General features: G+C 71.3%; 28 protein-coding genes. 18 read left to right on the top strand and 10 right to left on the bottom strand.

Annotated elements, in window-relative coordinates:
* Positions 1 to 10 precede the first annotated feature (10 nt).
* On the top strand, positions 11 to 1,294 hold the full coding sequence (locus tag MFF21_RS10065) for a GGDEF domain-containing protein (RefSeq protein ID WP_238311018.1): 1,284 nt from the start codon (positions 11 to 13) through the stop codon (positions 1,292 to 1,294).
* 22 nt (positions 1,295 to 1,316) lie between these two features.
* Here the strand turns inward: MFF21_RS10065 and MFF21_RS10060 are convergent, their stop codons facing one another.
* Positions 1,317 to 1,559, bottom strand: a complete 243-nt coding sequence (locus MFF21_RS10060) for a DUF6894 family protein (protein WP_238311017.1) — start codon at positions 1,557 to 1,559, stop codon at positions 1,317 to 1,319.
* A 351-nt stretch (positions 1,560 to 1,910) separates the two neighbouring features.
* Between MFF21_RS10060 and MFF21_RS10055 the strand changes: the two genes are divergently transcribed.
* A complete protein-coding gene (locus tag MFF21_RS10055; RefSeq protein ID WP_238311016.1) occupies positions 1,911 to 2,285 on the top strand; it encodes a hypothetical protein in 375 nt (124 codons plus the stop codon).
* A gap of 50 nt (positions 2,286 to 2,335) precedes the next feature.
* Here MFF21_RS10055 and MFF21_RS10050 read toward each other — a convergent pair whose 3' ends face one another.
* Together MFF21_RS10050 and MFF21_RS10045 are read right to left on the bottom strand one after the other, a co-directional pair.
* A complete protein-coding gene (locus MFF21_RS10050) occupies positions 2,336 to 3,076 on the bottom strand; it encodes a YoaK family protein (RefSeq protein ID WP_238311015.1) in 741 nt (246 codons plus the stop codon).
* 98 nt (positions 3,077 to 3,174) lie between these two features.
* The gene (locus MFF21_RS10045) at positions 3,175 to 4,119 is read right to left on the bottom strand and encodes a class I SAM-dependent DNA methyltransferase (protein ID WP_238311014.1); all 945 of its coding nucleotides are present in this window, start codon (positions 4,117 to 4,119) and stop codon (positions 3,175 to 3,177) included.
* 48 nt (positions 4,120 to 4,167) lie between these two features.
* On the opposite strand from MFF21_RS10045, the gene MFF21_RS10040 reads away from it, so the two are divergent.
* Genes MFF21_RS10040 through MFF21_RS10030 form a run of 3 tightly spaced genes read left to right on the top strand, consistent with a single transcriptional unit; the run spans position 4,168 to position 7,426 of the window.
* On the top strand, positions 4,168 to 5,226 hold the full coding sequence (locus tag MFF21_RS10040) for a ligase-associated DNA damage response exonuclease (protein ID WP_238311241.1): 1,059 nt from the start codon (positions 4,168 to 4,170) through the stop codon (positions 5,224 to 5,226).
* Positions 5,223 to 6,959 carry a cisplatin damage response ATP-dependent DNA ligase gene (locus MFF21_RS10035; protein ID WP_238311013.1) on the top strand — a complete coding sequence of 579 codons (1,737 nt, stop codon included), beginning with the start codon at positions 5,223 to 5,225 and terminating at the stop codon, positions 6,957 to 6,959. The genes MFF21_RS10040 and MFF21_RS10035 overlap by 4 nt, the downstream gene beginning before the upstream one ends.
* Entirely contained in the window at positions 6,956 to 7,426 is a 471-nt protein-coding gene (locus MFF21_RS10030) for a secondary thiamine-phosphate synthase enzyme YjbQ (RefSeq protein ID WP_238311012.1), read from the top strand. The genes MFF21_RS10035 and MFF21_RS10030 overlap by 4 nt, the downstream gene beginning before the upstream one ends.
* On the opposite strand, the gene MFF21_RS10025 is transcribed toward MFF21_RS10030, so the two are convergent.
* The gene (locus tag MFF21_RS10025) at positions 7,427 to 8,038 is read right to left on the bottom strand and encodes an alpha/beta hydrolase (protein ID WP_238311011.1); all 612 of its coding nucleotides are present in this window, start codon (positions 8,036 to 8,038) and stop codon (positions 7,427 to 7,429) included. It abuts the gene before it with no gap.
* Between the two features lie 78 nt (positions 8,039 to 8,116).
* Positions 8,117 to 9,052: a ring-cleaving dioxygenase gene (locus tag MFF21_RS10020; protein WP_238311010.1), complete on the bottom strand. Its 936-nt coding sequence runs from the start codon at positions 9,050 to 9,052 to the stop codon at positions 8,117 to 8,119.
* 141 nt (positions 9,053 to 9,193) lie between these two features.
* Between MFF21_RS10020 and MFF21_RS10015 the strand changes: the two genes are divergently transcribed.
* Together MFF21_RS10015 and MFF21_RS10010 are read left to right on the top strand one after the other, a co-directional pair.
* On the top strand, positions 9,194 to 10,105 hold the full coding sequence (locus tag MFF21_RS10015) for a LysR family transcriptional regulator (protein ID WP_238311009.1): 912 nt from the start codon (positions 9,194 to 9,196) through the stop codon (positions 10,103 to 10,105).
* A gap of 129 nt (positions 10,106 to 10,234) precedes the next feature.
* A complete protein-coding gene (locus MFF21_RS10010) occupies positions 10,235 to 10,483 on the top strand; it encodes a hypothetical protein (protein ID WP_238311008.1) in 249 nt (82 codons plus the stop codon).
* 143 nt (positions 10,484 to 10,626) lie between these two features.
* Here the strand turns inward: MFF21_RS10010 and arfB are convergent, their stop codons facing one another.
* Positions 10,627 to 11,052 (bottom strand): alternative ribosome rescue aminoacyl-tRNA hydrolase ArfB, encoded by a 426-nt coding sequence (arfB, locus tag MFF21_RS10005; RefSeq protein WP_238311007.1) that lies wholly within the window; start codon positions 11,050 to 11,052, stop codon positions 10,627 to 10,629.
* A 36-nt stretch (positions 11,053 to 11,088) separates the two neighbouring features.
* Positions 11,089 to 11,370 (bottom strand): BolA family protein, encoded by a 282-nt coding sequence (locus MFF21_RS10000; protein ID WP_238311006.1) that lies wholly within the window; start codon positions 11,368 to 11,370, stop codon positions 11,089 to 11,091.
* A gap of 115 nt (positions 11,371 to 11,485) precedes the next feature.
* Between MFF21_RS10000 and MFF21_RS09995 the strand changes: the two genes are divergently transcribed.
* The 3 genes from MFF21_RS09995 to cobT all read left to right on the top strand — a co-directional run bounded on the left by MFF21_RS09995 (position 11,486) and on the right by cobT (position 15,407).
* A complete protein-coding gene (locus MFF21_RS09995) occupies positions 11,486 to 12,160 on the top strand; it encodes a J domain-containing protein (protein WP_238311005.1) in 675 nt (224 codons plus the stop codon).
* A 247-nt stretch (positions 12,161 to 12,407) separates the two neighbouring features.
* Positions 12,408 to 13,391 carry a cobaltochelatase subunit CobS gene (gene cobS / locus MFF21_RS09990; RefSeq protein ID WP_238311004.1) on the top strand — a complete coding sequence of 328 codons (984 nt, stop codon included), beginning with the start codon at positions 12,408 to 12,410 and terminating at the stop codon, positions 13,389 to 13,391.
* Between the two features lie 105 nt (positions 13,392 to 13,496).
* Complete coding sequence (cobT, locus tag MFF21_RS09985; protein ID WP_238311003.1) at positions 13,497 to 15,407, top strand: cobaltochelatase subunit CobT; 1,911 nt, start codon at positions 13,497 to 13,499, stop codon at positions 15,405 to 15,407.
* Positions 15,408 to 15,541: 134 nt separating this feature from the next.
* On the opposite strand, the gene MFF21_RS09980 is transcribed toward cobT, so the two are convergent.
* Entirely contained in the window at positions 15,542 to 16,471 is a 930-nt protein-coding gene (locus MFF21_RS09980) for an AEC family transporter (protein WP_238311240.1), read from the bottom strand.
* Between the two features lie 116 nt (positions 16,472 to 16,587).
* Positions 16,588 to 16,890, bottom strand: a complete 303-nt coding sequence (rpmB, locus tag MFF21_RS09975) for a 50S ribosomal protein L28 (RefSeq protein WP_238311002.1) — start codon at positions 16,888 to 16,890, stop codon at positions 16,588 to 16,590.
* Between the two features lie 315 nt (positions 16,891 to 17,205).
* On the opposite strand from rpmB, the gene MFF21_RS09970 reads away from it, so the two are divergent.
* The 8 genes from MFF21_RS09970 to MFF21_RS09935 all read left to right on the top strand — a co-directional run bounded on the left by MFF21_RS09970 (position 17,206) and on the right by MFF21_RS09935 (position 25,328).
* Positions 17,206 to 18,102 (top strand): DUF3108 domain-containing protein, encoded by an 897-nt coding sequence (locus tag MFF21_RS09970; protein WP_238311001.1) that lies wholly within the window; start codon positions 17,206 to 17,208, stop codon positions 18,100 to 18,102.
* A gap of 38 nt (positions 18,103 to 18,140) precedes the next feature.
* Positions 18,141 to 18,452 carry a hypothetical protein gene (locus MFF21_RS09965; protein ID WP_238311000.1) on the top strand — a complete coding sequence of 104 codons (312 nt, stop codon included), beginning with the start codon at positions 18,141 to 18,143 and terminating at the stop codon, positions 18,450 to 18,452.
* 43 nt (positions 18,453 to 18,495) lie between these two features.
* The gene (locus tag MFF21_RS09960; RefSeq protein WP_238310999.1) at positions 18,496 to 21,825 is read left to right on the top strand and encodes a helicase-related protein; all 3,330 of its coding nucleotides are present in this window, start codon (positions 18,496 to 18,498) and stop codon (positions 21,823 to 21,825) included.
* Positions 21,826 to 21,904: 79 nt separating this feature from the next.
* Entirely contained in the window at positions 21,905 to 22,183 is a 279-nt protein-coding gene (locus MFF21_RS09955) for an RNA-binding S4 domain-containing protein (protein ID WP_238311239.1), read from the top strand.
* 246 nt (positions 22,184 to 22,429) lie between these two features.
* Entirely contained in the window at positions 22,430 to 22,768 is a 339-nt protein-coding gene (gene fdxA / locus MFF21_RS09950) for a ferredoxin FdxA (protein ID WP_238310998.1), read from the top strand.
* A 406-nt stretch (positions 22,769 to 23,174) separates the two neighbouring features.
* On the top strand, positions 23,175 to 23,771 hold the full coding sequence (locus tag MFF21_RS09945) for a CarD family transcriptional regulator (protein ID WP_238310997.1): 597 nt from the start codon (positions 23,175 to 23,177) through the stop codon (positions 23,769 to 23,771).
* Between the two features lie 287 nt (positions 23,772 to 24,058).
* Entirely contained in the window at positions 24,059 to 24,931 is an 873-nt protein-coding gene (locus MFF21_RS09940) for an RNA polymerase factor sigma-32 (protein WP_238310996.1), read from the top strand.
* A 172-nt stretch (positions 24,932 to 25,103) separates the two neighbouring features.
* Positions 25,104 to 25,328, top strand: a complete 225-nt coding sequence (locus MFF21_RS09935; RefSeq protein WP_238310995.1) for a hypothetical protein — start codon at positions 25,104 to 25,106, stop codon at positions 25,326 to 25,328.
* A 4-nt stretch (positions 25,329 to 25,332) separates the two neighbouring features.
* Here the strand turns inward: MFF21_RS09935 and MFF21_RS09930 are convergent, their stop codons facing one another.
* On the bottom strand, positions 25,333 to 26,277 hold the full coding sequence (locus MFF21_RS09930) for a LysR family transcriptional regulator (protein ID WP_238310994.1): 945 nt from the start codon (positions 26,275 to 26,277) through the stop codon (positions 25,333 to 25,335).
* Positions 26,278 to 26,676 lie beyond the last annotated feature (399 nt).

Here is a 26,676-nt window from a genome sequence, read left to right as displayed (position 1 = left end):
CGGCACGTCCATGCAACGTCTTATTGAAGCGGGCCTGAGCCGTCCCTGGTACAGGCTCCGGCTGCCCGCCCCCCTGGAAGCGCGCTACCGCGCCGAGACCGCCCGTCAGAACGGTCTCTATGTCCAGACCTGGCTTGGCGTCTTCGTGCTGTTCAACGTCCTGTCCCTGGCGATGGACTACGATGCCTTCGGCCCCGAGGCCTTCGCGGTCCCGCTCGTGCTGACGCTGGGGGTGTTCTGTCCCGTCACGCTGACCGCGATCGTCCTCCTGCGCGGGCGCCCCACGGTGATGCGGCTGTCCTGCGCGGCCCTCGCGACCTCGCTGGTCGATCTGGCGGTCGTCCTCAACAGCGCCCGGCTCGTGCCGGCCTCGCACACCGCCTCCTACGTCATCATCGCGGCGATCGTGCCGCTCGTGGTCGGCCTCATCGCGCCGCAGCCGTTCCGGCACAGCCTCTGGTTCTGCGGTTCGTCCCTGATCCTCTATGTCGGGATGATCGTCGCCTTCGGCCTCACGGATGCGGCCGGCAACGGGCTGCCGCTCCTGGTGTCGGGGCTGATCGTGGTGCCGCTCAAGCTCCATTATTCCAACGAATGGGAGGCCAAGAAGGTCTTCCTCGCGGGCTTGCGGGAATCCCTCCAGGCCGAGGCCCTGGCGGAGGCGAATGCCCGTCTCCGGATCCTGTCCGAGACCGATTCCCTCACCGGCGTCGCCAATCGCCGCCATTTCTCGGATCGGCTCGACGAGGCCTGGGAGGCCTGCGAGCGGCAGGAGGCGTGGCTCGGGGTCATCCTGGTCGATATCGACCACTTCAAGCGCCTCAACGACGCGGCCGGCCATGCCGAGGGCGACCGTTGCCTCGTCCAGGTCGCGGCGGCCCTGCGTGGCGCCATCGCCGCGAGCGGCGGCCTCGTGGCCCGCTACGGCGGCGAGGAATTCGCGGCCTTCCTGCCCGGGGCGACGCTGGCCGAGGCCTGCGCGGCGGCGGAGGCCCTGCGCGCCGCCGTGGCGGAGCTGGCGATCCCCCATCCGGGCCAGCCGCAGGGCGCACGGCTGACCGTGAGCATCGGCGTCACCGCGGCCTACGGCCCGACCCGCTGGCTCGGCATCGCCTATCCGGATCTTCTCAAATCCGCCGACCAGGCACTCTACCTCGCCAAGGCCCAGGGACGGGACCGCGTGGCGAGCGCCACGGCCGCCCACAACGCCAATTGGCCCCCGCTTCCGGCCGAGCCCGGGCTCCGCACGGATCTCTCGACGGAGGCGCGCCGGCCGATGACCGTGGTGGGCTGAGTCGATTCCCCGGGCGGGCGCCTCAGCCCCGCTCGACGGTCTCGATGTCGAAGGACAGATGCGCGCGCAGGACGATCTGCCGGTTCTCGTCGCGGACGATGGCGAAGACGTCCTGGCGCTCGGGTGCGCCCGCCAGATTCTGGGCGGCCCGGGCCATGATCCGGGCCAGGCGTTCACGCACGGCTTGTTCGTCCGGAAGGTCGAAGCCGACCTTATCCTTCACGAAATTGGCGCCGTCATGGAGGTCGATGAAGAAGCGGGGCATCGAAGTCGTTCGGTGGGAAATTATCCCACTGTAGTGCCGCCAGCGACGTGTGGCGACCTCACGTGGAGTCGCAGCCGACATCCCGGCTCCGAGGGCCAGCGTCGCCTCGTCTCGGAAGGAGCCGAGATCCAGGTCAGCGGGAATTCGGGAGATCCATGGCGCCGTGCCGCTCGAATCGGCAGCCTCTGACACGGGCAGGATACTCGCCCAAGCTGAACCGGAGCTGTGCACGCGATTCAGCGCGTGTGCAACGTGCTGGTGCGAATTTCGGGCCATGCGGCCGGGACATCGCCGCATTCCGCGAGGCCGGGTCGTCGCCCGGCCAGTGGCCTGTCCGTCAGGGGAATGGTCATGAAGAGATTGGCTGCGCTCTCGGCTGCTGCGCTCATGGGCGTCGGCGTCCTCACCTCCTCGGCCGCCGAGGCGCGGGGCGGCGGTGCCCTCGCCGCGGGCATCATCGGCGGCCTCGCGGCGGGTGCGCTGCTCGGCGCCGTCGCGGCCGAGGCCCATCCCGGGCCGGCCTACGGCGCCTATGGGCGGCCCTACGACGTGGAGGCCGCCCCGGTCGATGGCCCGTACGAGGATGGGGCGCCGGTCTACGAGCGGCGCCGGGTGATCGCCTACGAGGACGGCCCGCGCTTCGACCGGTACGGCTACGGCTATTCCCACCGCCCGCATCGCTGGCACTGCGACCGGGAGGGGTTCTACGGCGCGCGCGGCTGGTAGCAGGCGGAAGGGCAAGCGGGCGGGATCCGGGATCCCGCCCATCGTTCCGGTCAGATGAACGTCGCCGTCGGCCGCGCCTCGGGATGCGCGTCGGGCTGCGGCGCGGATTCGCCGGAGACATAGGCGCTGCCCGGGGCGACCAGGGTGAGGATCAGCGCGATCGCCGACAGGATGGCGGCGAGCGCCGCGGGGAACAGGAAGGCCTGCTCGCCGAAATAGATGTGCAAGGTGCCGCCTGCGATGGCACCGACCGTCAGGGCGCTCCAGAGCGGTGCCTGGATCCAGAAGGACGGCGCCGGCTTGTGCAGCACCATGTTGGCGAGGCCCGTGCCGAAGCGCACCACCGCGCCGGTCACATAGGTGAGCGCGATGCTGCGGCCCTCCCCGTCCTGCAGGGTCGCGTTCTGGATGCCGAGGGCGAACACGATCGGATAGGCGTGGAGCGGGAAGGCCTCCGACCCGTTCGGCACGTAGAGGCCGATGGCGAGGAACACCGCCTGCGCGATCAGCAGCACGGTCAGCCGCCAGCGTCCGGACCAGGCGGCCAGCAGCGTGCCGAAGAAGGCGCCGACGCAGAACAGCGCGATGACGCTGCCGAAGCGGAAGGTGCCCACCCAGTCGGCATGGCTCACGGCGGTGCCGAAGCGGGTGGTGTTGCCGCTCATGAAGGACATGAACAGCTGCGAGAATTCGAGGAAGCCGATGGAATCCGCTGCGCCCGCCAGGGCGGAGAGCGCCAGCGCGAAGGGGATTCGCGTGGTCGAACTCGCCGGAAATGCCTTGTTCTCCATCCGCACCTCGTCTCGGGGAACCGCCGCTGGGCCGTCGCGGCCCAACGGAGCACTTCCCTATTGGTTGCACGCACAAGTGTTCCCGGTTGTGAGGAATCTCACCCCGGCCGTCGAAGGACGAGAAGGCGCCCCGGGACCGCCCGGCCGTTCTGCCGCCGGATGCCGGCAGGCTCGGCCGAGACGATGGCGAGCCCCGCTCCGGCGATCGCCTGCCGCAGGTGGCCGTCGCCATGGGCGTAGCGTCCATCCGGCCCGAGCCGGACGGACGTGTCCGTTTCGTCGTCCTCAGGGGACTGAACGGTGAAGCTCGCCAATCCATCCCGACGCAGGACGCGCGCGATCGCCGCAAGCACCGGCCCGAGATCCCCGCAATAGATGAACACGTCCGCCGCGGTGACGAGGTCCGCGCCCGCCTCCGGCTCCCCCGCCAGGACGCCGAGGAGCTCGCCTTCGAGGAGGCGGTCGTAGCAGCCCCTGCGGCGGGCGAGCGCCAGCATGGCCGGCGAGAGGTCGATTCCGGTGAGATGTCCGACCCGGCCGGCAAGCGCCGCGCCCATCAGCCCGGTGCCGCAGCCGAGGTCGAGCGCCGTGCCGAAGCGCACATCGGGCGCGGCCGCCTGCAGCGCGTCGCGGATCATCTCCGGGCCGCGATAGCCGAGATCGCCGACGAGATGCCGCTCGAAGCGCGGGGCGTAGCCGTCGAACAGGGCACGGATATAGGCCGGGCCGATCGCGGCGTCCGCGGGCCCCTCACCCAGGGACGCGAGCCGCATCCGCGCGCCGAGCGCGTCCTCCGGCTCGAGGGCGAGCGCCCGGGCGAAGGCCTCCCGCGCCGGTGCCGCCTGCGCGGGATCGCCGGCGCGCAGGAGTGCGTCCCGGGCCTCGCCGAGGAGGAACCAGGCGGGGGCGTAATCCGGCGCGAGGGCGAGGGCCTGCTCCGCCATCTCCGCCGCGCCCGCGGGGTCCCCCTCCGCGAGGCAGGCGGCGGCATAGGCGTAGCGGCGGTCGGCGAGGAGGTCCCCGGAGGAGCGCTGACGTGACATGGTGTTCCGGCGGATGCGGCGGCTGTGCCGGCCCCTATATCCGCAGCGATGCCGATGCGCGCCTCCGATCTCCTCACGCTCACCCGGGAGGGCCTCTACTGCCCCCTCGGGGGATTCCACGTCGACCCGACCCGGCCGGTGGAGCGGGCGCTGATCACCCACGGCCATGCCGACCACGCCCGCTCCGGCCATGCCCACGTGCTGGCGACGCCCGAGACCCTGCGCATCATGGCCGTGCGCTACGGCGAGGACTTTTGCCGGCACCGGCAGGAGGCGCGCCTCGGCGAGGTCCTGCGGGTGGGCGAGGTCAGCGTGCGCTTCGCCCCGGCGGGCCACGTGCTCGGCTCGGCGCAGATCGCCATCGAGAAGGACGGCGCCCGCGTCGTGGTCTCCGGCGACTACAAGCGGGCGCAGGACCCGACCTGCCTGCCCTTCGAGGTGGTGCCCTGCGACGTCTTCATCACGGAGGCGACCTTCGGCCTGCCGGTCTTCCGCCATCCCGACACGAGGGGCGAGGTGCGCAAGCTCCTCGAATCCGTGCGGCTGTTCCCGGAGCGCGCCCATATCGTCGGCGCCTATGCGCTGGGCAAGGCGCAGCGGGTGATGGCGCTCCTGCGCGAGGAGGGCTGGGAGAAGCCGATCCACCTGCACGGCGCCATGGAGAAGCTGACCGCGCTCTACAAGCGCGAGGGCGTGCCGCTCGGCGAAACGCCGAAGGTGGTCGCGGCCGAGCGCAAGGACCTGCACGGCGCCATCGTGCTCTGCCCGCCCTCCGCGATCCAGGATCTGTGGTCGCGCAAGTTCCCCGATCCGGTCACGGCCTTCGCCTCGGGCTGGATGCGGGTGCGCGCCCGCGCCCGCCAGAAGGGCGTCGAGTTGCCCCTCGTCATCTCCGACCATTCCGACTGGCCCGATCTCTGCCGCACCATCCGCGACACCGGCGCGGAGGAGGTCTGGGTGACCCATGGCCAGGAGGACGCCCTGGTCCATTGGTGCGGCAGCCAGGGCATCCGGGCGAGGCCCCTGCACCTGCTGGGCTACGGCGACGACGGCGAGGCCGAGCCCGATCCGGGCGCGACGGCGGCCCTGGAGGAGGCGCGCGCGTGAACGACTTCGCCCACCTCCTCGACCGCCTCGCCTACGAGCCGCGCCGTACCGCCAAGCTGCGCCTGCTCCAGGAATTCTTCGCGCGCACCCCCGACCCGGAGCGCGGCTACGCGCTGGCCGCCATGACCGGCGCCCTGAGCTTCCGCGAGGCCAAGCCGGCGCTGATCCGGGGGCTGGTGGAGGAGCGGGTCGATCCGGTGCTGTTCGCCCTCTCGCACAACTATGTCGGCGATCTCGCGGAGACGACTGCGCTGATCTGGCCCACCGCCGAGGCCTCCGCCGCTCCCGCAGGGGAGCGAGGGGATGCGCCCGGCCCCGGCCACAACAAGCCCCCGCCCCACCTCCCCACCCTGTCCGAGGTCGTGGACACCCTGGCCACCACCGCCCGGAAGACCCTGCCCAAGCATCTCGCCGAATGGCTCGACGCCCTCGACGAGACCGGGCGCTGGGCGCTCCTGAAGCTCGTCACCGGCAATCTGCGCGTCGGCGTCTCGGCGCGGCTCGCCAAGACCGCGGTCGGGGCGCTGGGCGGGCACGAGGCGGATGCGGTGGAAGAGGTCTGGCACGGCCTCGCGCCGCCCTATGAGAGCCTGTTCGCCTGGGTCGAGGGCCGGGGCGCGCGCCCGGAGACCCTGAACCCGGCCCCGTTCCGGCCGCCGATGCTCTCCCATCCGATCGAGGAGGAGGCCGATCTCGAGAAGCTCGAGCCGGAGGCCTTCTCCGCCGAGTGGAAATGGGACGGCATCCGTGTGCAGCTCGCCGGCGGGCGCGACCGGGCCGGGCTTCAGGTCGGCAGGATCTATTCGCGCACCGGCGAGGACATCACCCACGCCTTCCCCGACCTCGCCGAGGCGATCACCTTCGAGGGGGCGCTCGACGGCGAGCTGCTGATCCTGCGCGAGGGCCGGGTGCAGAGCTTCAACGTGCTGCAGCAGCGCCTGAACCGGAAGGCGGTGACGGGCAAGCTGCTCGACGACTTCCCCGCCCATGTGCGCGCCTACGACCTCCTCGCCGCCGAGGGGGAGGACCTGCGCCCCCTGCCCTTCTCCGAGCGCCGGGCGCGGCTCGAAGCCTTCGTCGCCCGGCTCGACCATGCCCGCATCGACCTCTCGCCCCTGGTGCCCTTCGCGAGCTGGGCGGAGGTGGCGGCGGCCCGGGCCGATCCGGCCTCGGTCGGGGCCGGCGCGGATGCCGACGCCATCGAGGGCGTGATGCTGAAGCGCGTGAACAGCGCCTACCTGCCCGGCCGCCCCAAGGGGCCGTGGTGGAAGTGGAAGCGCGAGCCGTATCGGGTCGATGCCGTGATGATGTACGCCCAGCGCGGGCACGGGAAGCGCTCGTCCTTCTACTCGGACTACACGTTCGGCTGCTGGCGGAGGGGCGCGGATGGTGCGGAGGAGCTCGTGCCCGTGGGCAAGGCCTATCACGGCTTCACCGATGCCGAGCTCGCGAAGCTCGACCGCTACGTCCGCAACAACACGGTGAAGCGCTTCGGCCCCGTGCGCGAGGTCGCCTATGGCCGGGACGAGGGGCTGGTGCTGGAGATCGCCTTCGAGGGCGTGCAGCGCTCGACCCGGCACAAATCCGGCGTCGCCATGCGGTTTCCCCGGGTGGCGCGGATCCGTTGGGACAAGCCGCCCGCGGAGGCCGACCGGCTGGAGGCGCTGGAGCGCATCCTGGAGCGGGGCGAGCGGGAGATCGCGCCGGGCGCGGAACTGGAGATAGACGCATGAGGAGCGCGGGCAGGATCGGCGGCCTGGAGGGCTTTTCCACCGGCGCGGTCACGCGGCAGGCGAGCGCCCGCTTCACCGTCTCGACGCCGGGCCAGGGTTTCACCGACGTGACCGGGGCCGTGGCCGATTTCGTCGCGCGGAGCGGCCTGACCCGCGGCCTCGTCGCCGTGTTCTGCCGGCACACCTCGGCCTCGCTCACCATCCAGGAGAATGCCGACCCGGATGTGCGCACCGACCTGATGACGGCCCTCGACGGCCTCGCCCCGCGCCACGGCTCGTACGTGCACGGGATCGAGGGGCCGGACGACATGCCGGCCCATATCCGCACCCTGCTGACCGATTCCGGGCTGACCATCCCCGTGATCGACGGCAGGCTGGCGCTCGGCACCTGGCAGGGGATCTATCTCATCGAGCACCGGGATCGGGGGCACCGCCGCGAGCTGACGCTCGCGGCTTTGGGGGCCTGATCAGAGCCGGTCGAGCCAGGCCTTCGCGAGCCCGACATCCATCTGCGTGAGGCCGTGGCCGGCGGGCAGGGTCTGGTGCTCGACCCGGGCACCGGCGCCGGCGAGATCGGCCGCGAGGCGGCCGGCATTGGCGGCCGGCACGATCGGGTCCTGCGCGCCCGACAGGATCAGGACCGGCGTGCCGGGCAACCTCGCGGCGAGGGTGTCCGCGAGGGGCACCATGGCGCGCAGGAGCACCGCGCCGGCCAGCGCCTCCGGATGCCGCATCAGCACGGCGGCGGCGATGTTGGCGCCGTTGGAGAAGCCGACGGCGATGGGCGCGCCGAGCCCGTAGGCCGCCCGGGCCTGCCCGACGAAGGCGGCGAGTTCGTCCGCCCGGCGGCGCACATCCGCTTCGTCGAACACGCCCTCCGCCAGCCGCCGGAAGAAGCGCGGCATGCCGTTCTCCAGGACCGGCCCCCGCGGGGACAGCAGAGCCGCCCCCGGCGCCAGCGTGCGGCCGAGGGGGAGCAGGTCGTTCTCGTCGCCCCCCGTGCCGTGGAGCAGCAGAAGCGGCGCCCGGCCCGAATCGGTGCCGGGCTCGTAGCGATGGTGGAAGGACGGCGCGGACATGGCGGGCCTCGCGGGGGAAGGCGGCGGGAGAAGACGGGAAGACGGCCCGCCCCGGTGACCCGGGGCGGGGGAGGAGCGTCAGGCGACCTTGGGCAGGACCTGCTCGATCTGGTCGCGATGCGGCTCGAGGAAGGCGGGCAGCTTCAGCGCCGTGCCGAGGCTCTCCGCCGGCTCGTCCACGGCGAAGCCGGGGCGATCCGTGGCGATCTCGAACAGGACGCCGCCCGGCTCCCGGAAATAGACCGAGCGGAAGTAGTTGCGGTCCCGCTGCTCGGTCACGGCGAGGCCGTGCACGCTGCGCAGGCGCTCCGCCATCGCTTCCTGTTCCGCGTCGTCGGCGGCCCGGAAGGCGATGTGGTGGACGGAGCCCGCCCCCGGCCGCCCCGGCAGGAAGCCGCCGACGGCGCGCAGCGTCACGACACCGCCGGTCGCCGCCCCGCTGGACAGCCGGATCAGCGAACCCTCCCGGCCGGTCTCGGCGAAGCCGAGCACGTCGGTGAGGATCGCCGCCGTGGGCGCCGCCTCCTTCAGGAGCAGCGTGACCCCGTGGAAGCCGCGGATCGCGTGCTCGGCCGGGATGCCGCCGTCCCAGGGGGCGCCGGCCGCCTCGGTTCCGGTGTCGTCGGTGCCGACCAGCGCCAGCATCATCCCGTCCGGATCGCGGAAGCGGAGCACCGTGTCCCCGAAGACGTGGACCGGCGGCTCGAAGGCCACGCCCGTCTCGGTGAAACGGTGCGCCCACCAGCCGATCGCGGCCCGGGGCACGCGGAAGCCCGTCTCCTGCGTCTCGCCGATGCCGGCCCGGCCGGGAGCCGCGTGCTCGATCGGAAAGAAGGTCAGGATCGAGCCGGGGGTGCCGTCGGCGTCGCCGTAATAGAGGTGGTAGGTGCCCGGATCGTCGAAATTGACGGTCTTCTTCACCAGCCGGAGACCCAGCACCCGCGTGTAGAAATCGAGGTTGCGCCGGACCGGGCCGGAAAAGGCGGTGACGTGGTGGAGGCCGTGGCGGGTCATGGGCTGATCTCCGGTTTGCTCTTCGGCCGCCCGTCCCGACTGTGGGTTGCGCTGCGGGCGGCGTCGTTGCGGGCAATCTGGGCCTTGCCGTTCCGTTGTGAAATGGAAACGATGGAAATTCATCGTTTCAGGAAGTGCACCATGCAGCGGCTCCCCGATTTCGAGGCCTGGGCGGTCTTCGCCAAGGTGGCGGAGGCCGGCTCCTTCGCCCGGGCCGCGGCCGAGCTCGGCCTGTCCAAGGCGACCGTCTCCAAGGCGGTGGCGCGGCTGGAGGCGCGCATCGGCGCGCAGCTCTTCAGCCGCACCTCGCGCCGCCTCGCCCTCACGGAGGCCGGCCGCGCCGCCCGCGGGGATGCCGAGCGCATCCTGGCCGCTGGGGAGGTCGCCGAAGCCCAGGCCAGCGCCGCCGCGTCCGCGCCGCGAGGCCGCGTGCGGCTCGCCGCGCCGATGTCCTTCGGCGTCCTGCACGTGGCGCCGCTCCTGCCGGACTTCCTCGCGGCGCACGAGGGCGTTAGCGTCGACCTGCATCTCAGCGACGCTCTGGTGGATCTCGTCGGCGGCGGCTTCGATCTCGGCCTGCGCATCGCGGCCCTGCCGGATTCCTCGCTGCGGGTGCGCCGGCTCTGCCCGATCCGCCGTTCGCTGGTCGCCGCCCCCGCCTATCTGGAGCGGCGGGGTGTGCCGGCCCATCCCGAGGCGCTCTCGGGGCATGCCTGCCTCGGCTATGCCTATCTGCCGAGCCCGGACCGCTGGCGCTTCCTTCACGTCTCCGGCGCGGAAGCCTCGGTCGTGCCGGAGGGGCCGCTGCGGGCCAACAATGCCGATGCGCTCACCCCCGCCCTCCGGGCCGGGCTCGGCCTCGCCGTGCAGCCCGATTTCATGATCTGGGACGATCTCGAAGCCGGCCGTCTCGTGCGGGTTCTGCCGGACTGGTCGCCGCCGCCCATCGCCCTCAACCTGGTGATGCCGCCGGGCAGCCTGCGGCCCGCCCGCGTCGCGGCCTTGATCGCCTATCTGGAGACAGCCCTGTCAGCCCCGCGCTGGGCGGCGTAAGCTTGTCGAAAATCTTGAACGTTGCGATCGGGTTTTTTCGGGTTTTCCTGGAAGCGAGAGGTCCCCATCTTTTGGTCATCGGCGGCGCGAACGGCGCCGTCTCATGGATCGAACGAATCGGAGCCCGTCATGTCCACCACCCTTCTCGCCCGTCTCGCCCTCGCCGCCGCGCTCTCGGCCGGCCTGCCCGCGACCGCCGCCCTGGCCCAGAGCTACACCGCCCCGGCCGGCATCCCCACCCAGACCGCCCCCGGCGCCACCGTCGAGACCGGCCGGGGCCGCGCCCTTCCGACCCTGCTGCCGAACCGCGGCGACGATCTCTCGACGGGCTCGATCAATCGCCGGCACCGCAGCGAGGAGCGCAATCCGCGTCGTTGATCCGTCGACGTCCCATCGACGAAGGCCGGATCGATGTCGATCCGGCCTTTTTGCTGTCTGAAGTGGCGAGATAAACTTCGATATAGGATGTCTTTGCAAAAGAAATCATATCATCGATAATCTGTTTTGACCGGAGCGGGATCTCAGTCCCGCTCTGTGCCCTTGCCGCGCAGGCGCTTGACGCCGGAGCGGTGGCTCTTGGCTTCGAGGCGCCGCCGCTTGGATGCCAGGGTCGGCTTCGTCGGACGGCGCCGGACCGGCGGCACCGCCGCCTCCGCGATCAGGGCGGCGAGGCGCTCCCGGGCATCCGCCCGGTTGCGCTCCTGCGTGCGGAAGCGCTGGGCCGTGATGACGAGGACCCCCTCCCCCGTCAGCCGGCTGCCGGCGAGCCGCATCAGCCGCACGGCGACCGCATCCGGCAGGGAGGGCGAGCGGCGCACGTCGAAGCGCAGTTGCACCGCGGTCGAGAGCTTGTTGACGTTCTGCCCGCCGGGGCCGGAGGCGCGCACGAAGCTCTCCTCCAGTTCCGCCTCGTCGAGGACGATCTGCGGGGTGCAGTGCAGCGCCATGCGAGGGCCTTTCCCGGACGGCGCGTCCGACGCGGGTCAGATCCCGGCCTCGGCCGGGGTGCGGGCGCGCAGGGCCAGCGCATGCAGCCCGCGCCGGAAGCCCTCCTCGAGCAGGCCGTTGACGAGGCGGTGGCGCTCGACCCGGCTCTTCCCTTCGAAGGCGGCCGAGACCACATCCAGTCGGAAATGCGTTTCCCCCTCCGACCGCGCCCCGGCATGGCCGGCATGCAGGTGGGATTCGTCGATCACGTCGAGCTGGGCCGGCGTGAGCGCCGCGCCAAGGGTTGCCGCGATCCAATCTTTAAGGGTTTCGGCCAAGCTCCCGCTCCTGCCCGTCCGTTTCGGGTTCCGGCCGTCAAGCCGGAAACGCCCGATGCGTCATCAGGCCCTTTGGCCTTGTCACCGGGGCTCACCCCCTCATAATCGCCTCGTCATGGATCTCAACTCGCCCCTGTTCGACCGTATCCGCATCAAGCCGACCTGCGACGACCCCAAGGCCGGCGCGAAGGGGCGCGGCGGCGGCCGGGCCACGACCGGCGCGGCGACGGCCGAGATCACCTGCGAGAGCGCCGGCTGCACCCATCCGGGGCTCTACCGGGCGCCCAAGGGCCGGCGCCAGGAAGGGCAGTACTGGCATTTCTGCCTCGACCACGTCCGCGCCTACAACGCGGCCTACAACTACTTCGACGGCATGAACGACGCCGCGGTCGAGGCCTACCAGAAGGACGCGATCATCGGGCACCGCCCGACCTGGTCGATGGGCGTGAACCGCCACGGCGCCGCCACCGCGGAGACGAAGCCGGAGGCCGAGCGCGACTGGGCCTATGCCGACCCGCTCGGCATCCTGCGCGCCAACGGCCTCGGCGGCCAGAACCGCAAGGCGGCGGAGCCGGAGCCGAAGCGCCCGCGCTACTCCTCCCAGGTGCGCAAGGCGCTCGACGTGCTCGGCCTCGACGACACCGCGGACCAGGCGGCGATCAAGGCGCAGTACAAGGTGCTGGTGAAGCGCTTCCACCCCGACGCCAATGGCGGCGACCGCTCCTTCGAGGAGCGGCTGCGCGACATCATCCGCGCCCACGACATCCTGCGGGCCGCCGGTCTCTGCTGACCCGGTCTGCTTGCCGTCGGCATGGGGCATGCTTGCCGCCGGGGGCGTCGATTGCCGGCTCGGGGCCTATATGTTGGTTCAAGCCCTGGCCCCCGCCGGCCACGGCGATTAAGGAGAACCGTCCTCCGCTGCGCCGCGGTTTCCCGGCTCGGAAGGGACGAAAACACTGGCGCATTGAGACTGAGAGCGGGTTTTGCGAGAGGGGCGCCGACGAGGCGGCCCGGAGCCCGCGCCGAAGAGGTACCGTATGCTGTCTGACGAAAAGCCCGCCTCGCTGCCCGACCGCGAGGTGTCCGTCCGCGAGACCTTCGGCATCGACCTCGACCTCAAGGTGCCCGCCTTCTCCGAGACCGACGAGCACGTGCCGGAGCTCGACCCGGACTACATCTTCGACCGGGAGACGACGCTCGCGATCCTGGCCGGCTTCGCCCGGAACCGCCGCGTGATGGTCACGGGCTATCACGGCACCGGCAAGTCCACCCATATCGAGCAGGTCGCCGCCCGCCTGAACTGGCCCTGCGTGCGCATCAACCTCGACAGCCACGTCTCGCGCATCGACCTCGTCGGCAAGGACGCGATCGTGCTCAAGGACGGCAAGCAGGTCACCGCCTTCCAGGACGGCATCCTGCCCTGGGCGCTGCAGAACAACGTCGCCCTCGTCTTCGACGAGTACGATGCCGGCCGCCCGGACGTGATGTTCGTGATCCAGCGCGTGCTGGAGGTGTCGGGCCGCCTGACGCTCCTCGACCAGAAGCGCGTGATCCGCCCGCACGGGGCCTTCCGCCTGTTCGCCACCGCCAACACGGTCGGCCTCGGCGACACCTCGGGCCTCTATCACGGCACCCAGCAGATCAACCAGGGCCAGATGGACCGCTGGTCGATCGTGACCACGCTCAACTACCTGCCCCACGACCGGGAGGTGGACATCGTCCTGTCCAAGGCGACCCATTACCGGGGCGAGGGCGGGCGCGACGTCGTCAACCGCATGGTGCGGGTGGCGGACCTCACCCGCAACGCCTTCATGAACGGCGACCTCTCGACGGTGATGAGCCCGCGCACGGTCATCACCTGGGCCGAGAACGCGGACATCTTCCGCGACGTCGGCTTCGCCTTCCGGGTGAGCTTCCTCAACAAGTGCGACGAGCTGGAGCGGCCCCTGGTCGCCGAGTTCTACCAGCGCGCCTTCGGCAAGGAGCTGCCGGAGAGCGCGGTGAACGTCGCGCTGAGCTGATCCCGCATGGGGAAGCGCGCGCGGCCGCCGCTCCGGACATCCGCGACGGGGCGGCGGACGAGACCCGTCCGCCGCTCGAACCCGATTCCATGAAGCGTTAGGCGCATGTCCATCTCGAACCGCAAGCCGAGCGACCGCCGCGAGCCCGTGGCCGAGCCCTTCAAGCGCTCGGTGGCGGGGTGCCTGCGCGCCATCGCCCGGCGCTCGGAGATCGAGGTCACCTATGCCAGCGACCGGCCGGCCCTGATCGGCGACAAGGCCCGTCTGCCCGAGCCCGCGCGCAAGCTGACCGCCGAGGACGTGGCGGTGCTGCGCGGCCATTCCGATTCGATGGCGCTCCGTCTCGGCTGCCACGACGTCGCCCTGCACCGCCGCTTCGCGCCGGAGAACGCCGCCGCCCGCGCCGTCTACGACGCGGTGGAGCAGGCCCGCGTCGAGGCGATCGGCTCGCGCCGCATGGCGGGCGTGGCCTCCAACATCACCGCGATGCTGGAGGACCGCTACCACCGCGGCGGCAAGTACGAGGACATCACCGACCGGGCCGACGCGCCGATGGAGGACGCCGTCGCCCTGATGGTGCGCGAGCGCCTGACCGGGCAGAAGCCGCCCCAGGCCGCCGAGAAGATCGTCGCGCTCTGGCGCGAGCATATCGAGAGCCGGGCGGGCAAGGACCTCGACGGCCTGCTCGGCGCCCTGGAGAACCAGCGCAGCTTCGCCCGCTCCGTGCGCGAGCTGCTCTCCTCCCTCGACCTCGCCGACGAATCGCCCGCCGACATGGAGGACGAGAACGACGACGAGGAGGCCGAGGGCCAGGACGACGAGCAGCAGCCCAACGAGGGCGAGGCCGAGGAGCAGTCCCAGGGCGACCGCGCCGAGATCGAGGTGACCGACGAGGCCGCCGACGAGCTGGAGGACGGGGCGACCGAATCCGCCGATGCGCCCTCCGGCGAGCTGCCGGAGGAGGCCGAGGACGCGGAATCGGAGGAGGCCTCCGAATCCTGGCGCCCGCCGCCGCCCCGCACCAACGAGAATCGCGGCCCCGATTACCGGATCTACAATCCGCGCTTCGACGAGGTGGTGGAGGCCGAGGACCTCTGCGACGCGGAGGAGCTCGCCCGCCTGCGCTCCTATCTCGACAAGCAGCTCGCCCATCTCCAGGGCGTGGTCGGCCGCCTCGCCAACCGGCTGCAGCGGCGCCTGCTCGCCCAGCAGAACCGGGCCTGGGACTTCGACCTCGAAGAGGGCCAGCTCGATCCCGCGCGCCTCGTGCGCGTGGTGACGGACCCGTTCCAGCCCCTCTCCTTCAAGCAGGAGAAGGACACGAATTTCCGCGACACGGTCGTCACGCTGCTCCTCGACAATTCGGGCTCCATGCGCGGGCGGCCGATCACCGTGGCGGCGACCTGCGCCGACATCCTGGCGCGGACGCTGGAGCGCTGCGGCGTGAAGGTCGAGATCCTCGGCTTCACCACCCGGGCCTGGAAGGGCGGCCAGTCGCGCGAGGCCTGGCTCGCCGGCGGCAAGCCGGCCAATCCCGGCCGCCTGAACGACCTGCGCCACATCGTCTACAAGAGCGCCGACGCGCCCTGGCGCCGGGCTCGCAAGAATCTCGGGCTGATGATGCGCGAGGGCCTGCTCAAGGAGAACATCGACGGCGAGGCGCTGGACTGGGCGCACAAGCGCCTGCTCGGCCGGCCCGAGCAGCGCCGCATCCTGATGGTGATCTCCGACGGGGCGCCGGTCGACGACTCGACCCTCTCGGTCAATCCGGGCAACTACCTGGAGCGCCACCTGCGCTACATGATCGAGGAGATCGAGCAGCGCTCGCCGGTGGAGCTCCTGGCCATCGGCATCGGCCACGACGTGACCCGCTACTACCGCCGCGCCGTCACCATCGTCGATGCGGAGGAGCTCGGCGGGGCGATGACCGAAAAGCTCGCCGAGCTGTTCGAGGAGGACGCGGCCCCGGCCGGCCGGGTCCAGGCCCCGCGCCGGGCGGCCGGCGGGCGGCGCTGAGGCGCCGCCCTTCCTCGACCATCTCCGGTCGGTCGCGCGGTTCGACGCGCATCCCCGCGCCCCGCTTGCGGGGAGGGGAAAACCCGCGCCCGCCATGACGGTGGAGCGCTGGACGCCCGGCCGCGAAAGCCGCCTCAGCCGTGGCCGAGCACGGTGAGCCAGACCAGCACGGTCCCGGCCGCGAGCAGGGTCGAGAGCAGGACCGAGGCGGCGACCAGCCCCTGCTCGGTCCGGTAGCGGGCGGCGAGCAGGTAGGCGTTGATCCCCACCGGCATGGTCGCGAACAGGGTGGCGACGCCGGCATAGGCCGGCGGCATGGTGAAGACGTGGAAGGCGAGCAGCCACACGGCCAGCGGATGCACCACGAGCTTCAGGGTGGCGACGGTGAGCGCGCCGGGCAGGTCGTGGACGACCCGGTAGCGCTTCAGCCCGGCCCCCAGGGCGATGAGGGCGCAGGTGGAGGCGGTGCCGCCCAGGGCGTCGACGAGCGCCTTCGGCACGCCGCCGAGGCCGATGCCGCTGGCGCGCAGGGCCAGGCCGGTGGCGAGCGCCAGGAAGATCGGGTTGCGGAACAGCACCGCCCCGAGGCCCTTCAGGCGCGCCGCGTAGGAGCGGCCGCCCTCCGCCTCGATCAGGAAGGTCGCCGCGCCCATCATCAGCGGCAGATGCACCGCGAGCAGCATGAAGAGCGGGAAGGCGCCGGCCTCGCCATAGGCCTGCAGGATCGTCGGCACGCCGATGAAGATCGTGTTCGACTGGCTCGCGGCGAAGCCGTGGATGGTCGCGCCGCGCCCGTCGATGCCGTGGCGGCGGCGGGCGATCAGGCTCGCGAGGCCCCAGGCGACGGCGACGCCGCCGAAATAGCTGAACCAGAACGACCAGGCGATCTCGCCCTCGAGCCCCGGCTTCGTCAGGGTGCCGACGATCAGCGCCGGCACCGCCAGGGCGAAGACGTATTCCGAGAGCCCGTCGCTGACCTTGTCGGACAGGATGCCGGTCAGCGCCGCCGCCCATCCGATCAGGACGAGGCCGAAGATCGGGACGATGAGGGCGAGCGCGGTCATGGCGGCCTTGCGGCGTTCGGCCAAGCGAAAGACCGCCGTGCGCCGGGAGGCGCACGACGGCCTTGTTCACATTGAGGAAAGCGAAGCGGGGGCGCCGTGACGGCGCCCGGCCGGCCTCAGGCCGCGGCGGCCTGGGTCTCGGAGAGCTTCTTCTCGATCTCGCGCTTGAGCAGGCGGGCGGTCTGGGACAGCTCCACCTCGCGGGCCTTCACCAGGAAGGCGTCGAGGCCGCCGCGATGCTCCACGGAGCGCAGGGCATGGGCGGTGATGCGCAGGCGCACCCGGCGGGCGAGCGCGTCGGACTGGAGCGTGACGTTGCACAGGTTCGGCAGGAACCGGGTCTTCGTCTTGCGGTTGGAGTGGCTCACGAGGTGGCCGACCTGCACGGCCTTGCCGGTCAGTTCGCAGCGGCGCGACATAGCGTTGATCCCGTCATCGTTCCGCAAACTCAATCGACCGCGTCGGGCGAAACAGGGCCGACGCGGCGCACCGCGGGCCTGAAACCCTCGCGTGAATCGATGCCAGCGGAGTTCTATTGAAGGCGCGAGCCTATAGGCGAGCCTCCCGGGTGCCGTCAAGGCGGAGCGTGTCGAGAAGGGCGCTCCCTGTGCTCCGCGGGAGACGGCCGGCCCGCCAACGGTCTGTTAACCATGGGGAAGGACGATACGGAACGCGTCAGGCTCGGGGTCGGTCCCGACTCGGAGCCGGCGTCCAGGAATCCCCGAGTCGAGACCATGTGCGCCATCGCCCGCCCGCGCGCCACCGCCGCCGTGATCGCCGCCGCGCTCGCCTTCGCCCTGCCGCCCGCCGCCGAGGCGAAGCGGGCGCCCAAGGCGGGGGCCACGGAGGTCACGGTCGATTACGGTGTGAACCTCGCCGGCATCCCGATCGGCACGGCCCAGCTCTCCGGCGCCTTCGAGGGCAGCCGCTACCGCATGGACGTCTCGGCCCGGCTCACCGGCCTCGTCGGCGCGGTCACCGGCGGCCAGGGCTCGGCCCGGGCGAGCGGCGCCGTCGCGGCGCAGCCCCAGCCCGGCGCCTTCTCGATCGCCACCCGCACCAGCAATTCCGGCATCGCCGTGCGCATGGCGCTGGCCCACGGCAACGTCACCCAGGCGGAGATCACCCCGCCCCTCGTCGACATGGGCGACCGGGTGCCCGTCACCAGCGGCATGAAGCGCGGCATCGTCGATCCGGCGAGCGCCTTGATGATGCCGGCGCTGGCCCGGGGCGACCTGATCGACCCGGCCAATTGCAACCGCACCATCCCCGTCTTCGACGGCGCCACCCGCTTTAACGTGGTCCTCAGCTACGGCGAGACCCGGCAGGTGGAGAAGCCGGGCTATAGCGGCCCCGTCCTCGTCTGCAACGCGCGCTACGTCGCCATCGCCGGCCACCGGCCCGACCGGCCCGGCGTGAAGTGGATGGAGGATAACCGCGAGATGTCGGTCTGGCTCGCCCCGGTCGAGGGGGCGCGGGTGCTGCTGCCGGTGCGGATCTCCGTGCTGACCACCATCGGCACCAACATCATCGAGGCGACCCGCTGGAGCCGCGCCGGGGCGGGGCCGACGGGCCTCGCGGCCGGCGCCGAGGCGGGGGCCGTGGCCCAGGCGAATTTGACCGGCCAGTGAGGGGGCTTCGTTAAGGCCCGCCGGCCGAGAGTGCCGGGATGCGGCGCCCCCCTGCCCTCCTCCTCCTCCTGACGCTCTGGAGCGCCCCGGCCCTCGCCGAGCCGCTGAGCGCGGGCGGCCCGCCCGATTGCGGCGGCGACGCCTTCTCCTCCGCCCAGGTCGTCGAGAACCGCCCGGCCCGGAAGGGGCCGCTCACCGCCATGCCGCAGACGCTCTGCGCCGACCTCGCGCCCCAGCAGCCGCCGGTGCCGGTCGAGATCTATGCATATCCGGGTCTCCCCGGCGAGATTGGCAGCGGGCCGGCAAACGCCCCATATGGAGCGGGGCCGCCGGGAGACCGGCGGTACTAGCGCCGCGACGGCCTTCCGGTCGAAGGGACCGCCGACCACCCGCATGACTCTCCGTTCCCTCCCCCGCCAGGCCCGCGCCCGCGGCGTCACGGCGGTGCTCGGGCCGACCAATACCGGCAAGACCCATCTCGCCATCGAGCGGATGCTCGCGCACCCGACCGGGATGATCGGGCTGCCCCTGCGCCTGCTCGCCCGCGAGGTCTATCTGCGCGTGGTGGCCAAGGTCGGCCTCGAGAAGGTCGCCCTCGTCACCGGCGAGGAGAAGATCAAGCCCGACCGGCCGCGCTACTGGATCTGCACCATCGAGGCGATGCCCCGCGACCTCGATGTCGCCTTCGTCGCCATCGACGAGATCCAGCTCGCCGCCGACATGGACCGCGGCCACGTCTTCACCGACCGCCTGCTCTACCAGCGCGGCCGCGAGGAGACGCTGCTGATCGGCTCCTCGACCATGCAGCCCCTGGTGCAGGCGCTGATCCCCGGCGTGCAGCCGCAGACGCGGCCGCGCCTGTCGCAGCTCGGCTTCGCCGGGGAGAAGAAGCTCTCCCGCCTGCCCCGGCGCACGGCGATCGTCGCCTTCTCCGCGGAGGAGGTCTACGCCATCGCCGAGCTGATCCGGCGCCAGCGCGGCGGCGCGGCGGTGGTGCTCGGCGCCCTCTCCCCGCGCACCCGCAACGCCCAGGTGGAGCTCTACCAGTCCGGCGAGGTCGATTACCTGGTGGCCACCGACGCGGTCGGCATGGGGCTCAACCTCGACGTCGATCACGTGGCCTTCGCCGCCAACTGGAAATTCGACGGCACCCGGTTCCGCAAGCTCACCGCCGCCGAGATGGGCCAGATCGCCGGCCGGGCCGGCCGCCACACCGCGGACGGCACCTTCGGCTCCACCGGGCGCTGCCCGCCCTTCGAGCCGGAGATGGTCGAGGCGCTGGAGAATCACCAGTTCGATCCCGTGCGCGTCCTGCAATGGCGCAACCCGGATCTCGATTTCGCCTCGCTCACCGCCCTGCAGGCGAGCCTCGACGCGCATCCCGACGAGCCGGGCCTGACCCGCGCGCCCATGGGCGAGGACCAGGCGGCGCTGGAAATCCTGATGCGCGACGAGGAGCTGCGCGACATCGCCTCGGGCCGCTCGGGCGTGCAGCGCCTCTGGGACGCCTGCGGCCTGCCCGATTACCGCAAGGTCCATCCCCAGACCCATGCGGATCTCGTGGCACAGCTCTATCGCTTCCTGATGCGGGGCATGGCCGGGCGCATTCCGAACGACTGGTTCGCCCGCCACGTCGCCATGATCGACCGCACCGACGGCGACATCGACGCCCTGTCCCAGCGCATCGCGCAGGGGCGAACCTGGACCTTCGTGGCCAACCGTCCGGACTGGCTGCTTGATCCTCTGCATTGGCAGGGCGAGACGCGTCGGGTAGAGGACAGGCTGTCCGATGCCCTGCACGAGCGCCTCGCGAGCCGCTTCGTCGACAGGCGCACCAGCGTCCTGATGCGACGCCTGAGAGAGAACGTGATGCTGGAAGCCGAGATCACCTCCGGCGGTGATGTCACCGTCGAGGGTCAACACGTGGGTCACCTGCACGGCTTCCAGTTCGTGCCGGACCCGGCCGCGGAAGGCCAGGAGGCCAAGACCCTGCGCAGCGCCGCCGAGAAGGCGCTGGCCGGCGAGATCGAGGGGCGCGCCGAGCGCTTCTCGGCCACGCCCGATTCCACGCTGGTGCTGTCGCATGACGGCATCATCCGCTGGACGGGCGATCCCGTGGCCAAGCTCACGCCGGGCGACAAGCTGTTCGAGCCGGGCCTGCGCCTCATCGCGGATGACGGCCTGACCGGCTCCGCCCGCGAGAAGGTCGAGGTCCGACTCAACGCCTGGCTCCGGGCGCATGTGGTGCGCCTGCTCGGGCCGCTCATGGAGATCGAGACCGCGGCGGACCTCACCGGCCTCGCCAAGGGCATCGGCTACCAGGTGGTCGAGGCGCTCGGCGTGCTGGAGCGGGCCAAGGTCGGGCACGAGATGAAGAGCCTCGACCAGGACGGCCGGGCGAATCTGCGCCGCCACGGCGTCCGCTTCGGCGCCTACCACATCTTCCTGCCGGCCCTGCTGAAGCCGGCCCCGCGCACCCTGGCGGCCCAGCTCTGGGCCCTGCGCAACGGCGGCCTCGACCAGCGCGGCCTCGACGAGATCGCCCATCTGGCGAGCTCGGGCCGCACCTCGATCAAGGTCGATCCCGAGATCGCCAAGGGGCTCTACCGGGCCGCGGGCTTCCGCGTCTGCGGCGAGCGGGCGGTGCGCGTCGACATCCTGGAGCGCCTGGCCGACCTGATCCGCCCGGCCATCGCCTATCGCCCCGGCACCACCCCGGGCGAGCCCCCGGCGGGGACCGCCGACGGCGACGGCTTCGTCGCCACCGTCAACATGACCTCGCTGGTCGGCTGCTCGGGCGAGGATTTCGCCTCGATCCTGAAGTCGCTGGGCTACGTCTCCGAGACGCGGCCGGGACCGGCCATCACCGTCCCGCTCGTCCCCGCGGCCCCGACCGTGCCCGCGACGCCGAGCGCGCCGGCCGAGGCGGCGCCCGAGGCGGCCGTGTCCTCCGCGGCGACGCCGGCCCAGGACGCCGCCGATGCGGCCGCTCCGGCGGACGCTTCCGCGGAAGCCGGAGAGGCATCCGCCCCCGAGGCTTCGGCGCCCGAGCCCGGCTCGACCGCCGATGCGGTGGCGCCCGCCCCCATCGGCACGGCCCCGGCCGAGGCGGCGCAGCCCGAGCCCGTGGCCGCCGCCGAGGAGCCGGCTGCGGAGCCGGCCGCCGACGAGGCCCCGGTGCCGGTGGCGGACTCCGCCGCTCTGGCCGCCGCCGTCGAGGCCCCGGCCGAGCCCGCGCTTGCCGCCGAGGCGGCCCCCGAAGCGGCCGAGGCCGCGGATGAGGCTTCCGCCGAGACCCCGGAGGCCGAGCCGGCGGCGCCGGCCGAGCCCGAGACCGTCGAGGTCTGGCATCTGCACCGCTTCCAGCGCTCCGCCGGCCAGCAGCGTCACGGCCGTCCCCGGGGCGACAACCGCGAGGGACGCGGCGGCGAGCGGGAGGCCCGCGGCCCCGGCGGCCCGCAGCGCCGGGGCAACCGGCCGGAAGGCGAGCACCGGGAGTGGCCGGAGGGAGGGCGTGGCCAGGGCGGTCCCCGCCGCGACCGCTTCCGTCCCGAAGGGGGCGAGCCGCCGCGCCACGACCGGCACGACGACAAGCGCCGGGCCGGTCCGCGCGAGGACCAGCGGCCGCCGCGGCGCGAGCGCCAGCCCGATCCGGACTCGCCCTTCGCCAAGCTCGCCGCCCTGAAGGCGCAGCTCGAATCCGCCGAGGGCCGCAAGCGTTGAGGCCACGGCCCGGCCCGATCGCATCGCCGTCGGGCCGGGCTGATCCGTGCTGCCGCCGCGCGCGCTCCGCACGGGCGCGATGAGGGGGCAGCGCCTCGACAAGTGGCTCTGGTTCGCCCGCTTCGCGAAGACGCGGACGCTCGCCGCCCGCCTCGTCGCGGACGGCCATGTCCGCATCAACGGCAAGCGGGCGGAGGCGGCGAGCAAGGCCGTGGCGGTCGGCGACGTGCTCACCATCGCCGTGGCCCACCGCACCGCCGTGGTGCGCGTCCTCGCACCCGGCGAGCGGCGCGGGCCGGCGCCCGAGGCCCAGGGTCTCTACGCGGAGGTCGCCGACACCGCCCCGGAGACGGCGTGAGCCCGCGCCGCGTGAAGAGCGCGCAGGCGAACATGGCAGGGGAGCGACACTTCCCCCTCCGATACGTCCCCCGGCGGGGCGGGCCGCTTGTCAGCTCTTTAGGCAAGGTCTAAGGCGCACGGCAGCGCAGGACGGCGAGCGTCGCGCAGCACTCGAACGGAGCCGGGACGCGACGATCCTCTCGACGTTCGGCGCCGCCTGAGCGAGAGAGACGACCGGAAAGCGTATCCGAGGACCGAGCAGCCCATGACCTACGTCGTCACCGACAACTGCATCAAGTGCAAGTACATGGACTGCGTCGAGGTCTGTCCGGTGGACTGCTTCTACGAGGGCGAGAACATGCTCGTCATCCATCCGGACGAGTGCATCGATTGCGGCGTCTGCGAGCCGGAATGCCCGGCCGAGGCGATCAAGCCCGACACCGAGTCCGACCTGGAGCGCTGGCTGAAGCTCAACGCCGACTACGCCAAGAGCTGGCCCAACATCACCCAGAAGAAGGACGCGCCCGCCGACGCCAAGGAATGGGACGGCGTGGCCGGCAAGCTCGAGGCGCATTTCTCGCCGAACCCCGGCTCCGGCGACTGATCGCCGCGCCGGACCGGATCGGCCCTTCGGGCCGGTCGGACGAGGTTTCGGATCGACCGTGCATAACGCGCGATGCGCGTTGGCGCGGGCGCTGGCATGCGCGGGCAATCCTTTGATTCGACGGCCGGATTGTGGTACACCATCCCTCTGCCGTCGCTCCTGCCCGATGTGCTTTCTCCGCCCGCGCCGACGCGGTTCCCGACAGTGGAAACGGGGTTGCATGACTACGACCGCGAAGGATCTGCCTTTCGTGGTTCGTGGTGGCTTTGGCTGAAGGGACGGCTGCCAGGGAACCGGACGGCGTGCCGAAGCGGCGTCCGGGCAATGGCTTGAGCCGGGTGTCCCGCCCCCGGAAACGTGGAACAGCGCGGATGGACGCCGCGCGGTGATCGGAGGCCCTTCTCGCATGACCACAGCCAAGAAGACGACGGCAGGCCGCCAAGGCTTCAAGACGGGTGAAGCGGTCGTCTATCCGGCGCACGGCGTAGGCCGCATCGTCGCGATCGAGGAGCAGGAGATCGCCGGCTACAAGCTCGAGCTGTTCGTCGTTTCCTTCGAGAAGGACAAGATGGTCCTGCGCGTGCCGACCGCGAAGGCCAACAGCGTCGGCATGCGCAAGCTCGCCGAGCCGGAGCTCGTGAAGAAGGCCCTCGACGTGCTGACCGGCCGCGCCCGGATCAAGCGCACCATGTGGTCGCGCCGCGCCCAGGAATACGAGGCGAAGATCAATTCCGGCGACCTGATCGCCGTCACCGAGGTGGTGCGCGACCTCTACCGCTCGGACGCGCAGCCGGAGCAGTCCTACAGCGAGCGCCAGCTCTACGAGGCGGCCCTCGACCGCGTCGTGCGCGAGATCTCGTCGGTCAACAAGATCACCGAGACCGAGGCGCTGAAGCTGATCGAGCAGAGCCTCGCCAAGTCCCCGCGCCGGGCCAAGGCCGAGGCGGAGACCGAGTCCGACGCCGATGGCGAGGGCGACGACCTGCAGGAAGAGGCCGCCTGAGCGGCCTTCCCCCTCGCGAAGACGTGTCTTTCGGAAAACCCGGTGCCCCTGGCGCCGGGTTTTTTGTTGCGCGCGACGGGCCTTGGGCGGGTTCTCCACCGTCCCGAACCCCTCGGGGAAGCGCCGCCCCCTTGATAATTCTCGCCTCGGCGCCACGCGCCGCGCGGAACAACCCCCTCCCCCTTTCGTTGTGCCTGAGCCGGGCATGGGGCCGATGCCCGGGGCCGCCGCCTGTTCTGGGCGGAGCCCGGACCCTCATAAGGCTCGATCGAGAAAGGCGTTTGGGGATGGCAGAGATCGCAGGGATCCGGCGTCAGTTCATTCGGACCGCGATGGAGGCGCCCTTCCTGGCGAGGGAGGAGGAACGGGGACTTGCCGAGCGCTGGAAGGAGAACCGCGACGAGCGCGCCCTCCACCGGCTGATCTCCGCCCATATGCGCCTCGTGATCGCGCTGGCCGGCCGCTTCCGCCATTACGGCCTGCCCATGGCCGATCTCGTCCAGGAGGGGCATGTCGGCCTGATGGAGGCCGCCGCCCGCTTCGAGCCGGAGCGCGACGTGCGCTTCTCGACCTATGCGACCTGGTGGATCCGGGCCTCGATCCAGGACTACATCCTGCGCAACTGGTCGATCGTGCGCGGCGGCACCAGCTCCGCCCAGAAGGCCCTGTTCTTCAACCTGCGCCGCCTGCGCGCCCGGCTGATGCAGTCGACCGAGGAGCAGGTCGGCGACGAGATCCATTCCCGCATCGCCACCGCCATCGGCGTCTCCCGCGAGGACGTGGCCCTGATGGATGCCCGCCTGTCGGGGCCGGACATGTCCCTCAACGCCCCCGTGGGCGAGGAGAGCGAGGCCTCCTCCGAGCGCATGGACTTCCTGGTCGACGGCGCGGCCCTGCCCGACGAGACGGTCTCGGCCATCGTCGACGGCGAGCGCCGGCTGATCTGGCTGAAGCAGGCGCTGACCGTCCTGTCCGAGCGCGAGCTGCGCATCCTGCGCGAGCGTCGCCTCGCCGAGGATCAGGCGACGCTGGAGGCCCTCGGCCACCGGCTCGGCATCTCGAAGGAGCGCGTCCGCCAGATCGAGAACCGCGCCCTGGAGAAGCTGCGCCGGGCGCTGGCGGAGAAGTTCCCGCAATCGGCCGGCAACGTCTACGCCTGAGGCGCGCGCCGCCGCGGGAAGGCGGGATCCGGCCCGGGCGCCGGATCACCGCCCCCGCCGGCGGCGGAATGTCTCGGCGACGGGTGGCTTTTAACCCGAAAGATCAATGCGGCCTTTAGGAAAGCCCCCTTAGCGTCACGGGCTGACCGCATCGCGCATCCGGTGGCCCGCCATGACACGATCCCCCGACAGGCTGCTCACGCCCCTGCCGATCCTCGTGGCGCTGATGCCGGTCGCGGCGCTCGCCGCGCTGATCCTGTCCGTCGCCCTCGGCCTGTCCTGGATCGCCGCCGGCGGCCTGTTCTATGGCCTGCTCGCCGCGGCCGAGATGGCCTATCTCCTGGCGGTCGCGACGCGGCTGCGCCCCCGCCCCCGCCCGTTCCCGCGCCGCCTCTGACGGATCAGGAGCGCACCGCGTAGACCGCGGGCGCTTCGAGGCGGTGGGCCGCCGGCCCCGAGGCGCCCCGGTTGGCCGCTCCGAGGACGGCTCCGAGGCGCTTTGTCACGAAGTCGATGAAACTCCGCGACTTGGCCGGCAGGAGCCGCGACGTCGTCACGATATAAACCGGCGTCGGCGCCAGCCGCCATTCCGGCAGCACCCGCTCCAGGCGTCCGCTCGCGAGGTCGCGGTCGACGCTGATGATGTTGGCGCCCGTGATGCCCTGTCCCGCGATGGCCAGCCGCCGGGCAAGGCTCTGATTGTTGCACGAGATCGGCCCGCGCACGGACACCTCCGCGGTCTCGCTGTCCCGGGCCAGCGACAGGTTCGACAGCCCGGTCGGTGAGGACAGCACCAGTTGATGGTTGGCGAGGTCGCCTGGCACCTCGGGTCGCTCACGGGTGGCGAAATAGATCGGCGAGGCGAAGAGCGCGTTGTGCACGTCCGCGATCTTGCGAACGATGAGCGAGGTCTCGCGCGGCTCCTCGATGGTGACGGCGAGATCGTAATTCTCGCCCGCCAGATCGATCGGGGCCGGCTTCAGGTCGATATGGACGTGGATGTGCTCGAAGTTGCGTGAGAATTCCGTGACCAGCCCGGAGAAATGGCGCAGCACCCAGAAGTCCGGCGGCGCGGCGATCTTGAGCATTCCCGTCGGGCCCTTGGCCTCGGCGACCATGTCGTCGAAGGTCTTCTGGGCTTCCTCGACGAGGCGGGTGGCCTGGGCGAGATAAGCCTCGCCGTAGGAGGTAAGCACCAGCTTGCGGGTCGTCCGATCGAGCAGACGCAAGCCGACCGCGGCCTCGAACAGGGTGATCCTGCGCGAGAGCGAAGAAATCGGCATCCCGAGCGCGGCCGCAGCCTGGCTGAAGCTCCTGCGTTTGGCAACTTCAACGAAGAGCGCCATGTCGCGAAGGATCTGCGGATGAGGCATGCAAGTTCCCAGTCGCCGGAAGGGAGACCAAGGCCTGTAGGACCGGCGGGGTTTGTGTCGATATAATGCATGTAAAAATGCTGAAATTCTGACGGCCCGTCAATGGCCCGCCAGGAGTGCGCGGAAATCAAATTAAATAAAAATTTCCTTGTCATCGAAAGGATCGGCAGCGAAAGTTGCTCAGGCAATGTTATGTCTGTCGCTGAAGATGGATCGATCTATGCTCAAGCTTCTGCATCAATAGTTAAAGACGGCGCCAAGACTGTACGATATCGGACCGTATAGCGTCAAAGTGACACGGAAACATCTTGATCTCTCGGCTGGCGCTGCCCATCCGCGTCGTGGAAGACATGTCCTATGCGCCCGTCTCAC

This window comes from Methylobacterium organophilum (genome assembly GCF_022179465.1).
GTDB classification, from domain to species: domain Bacteria; phylum Pseudomonadota; class Alphaproteobacteria; order Rhizobiales; family Beijerinckiaceae; genus Methylobacterium; species Methylobacterium organophilum.
This window is presented reverse-complemented; position numbering and strand designations above follow the sequence as displayed.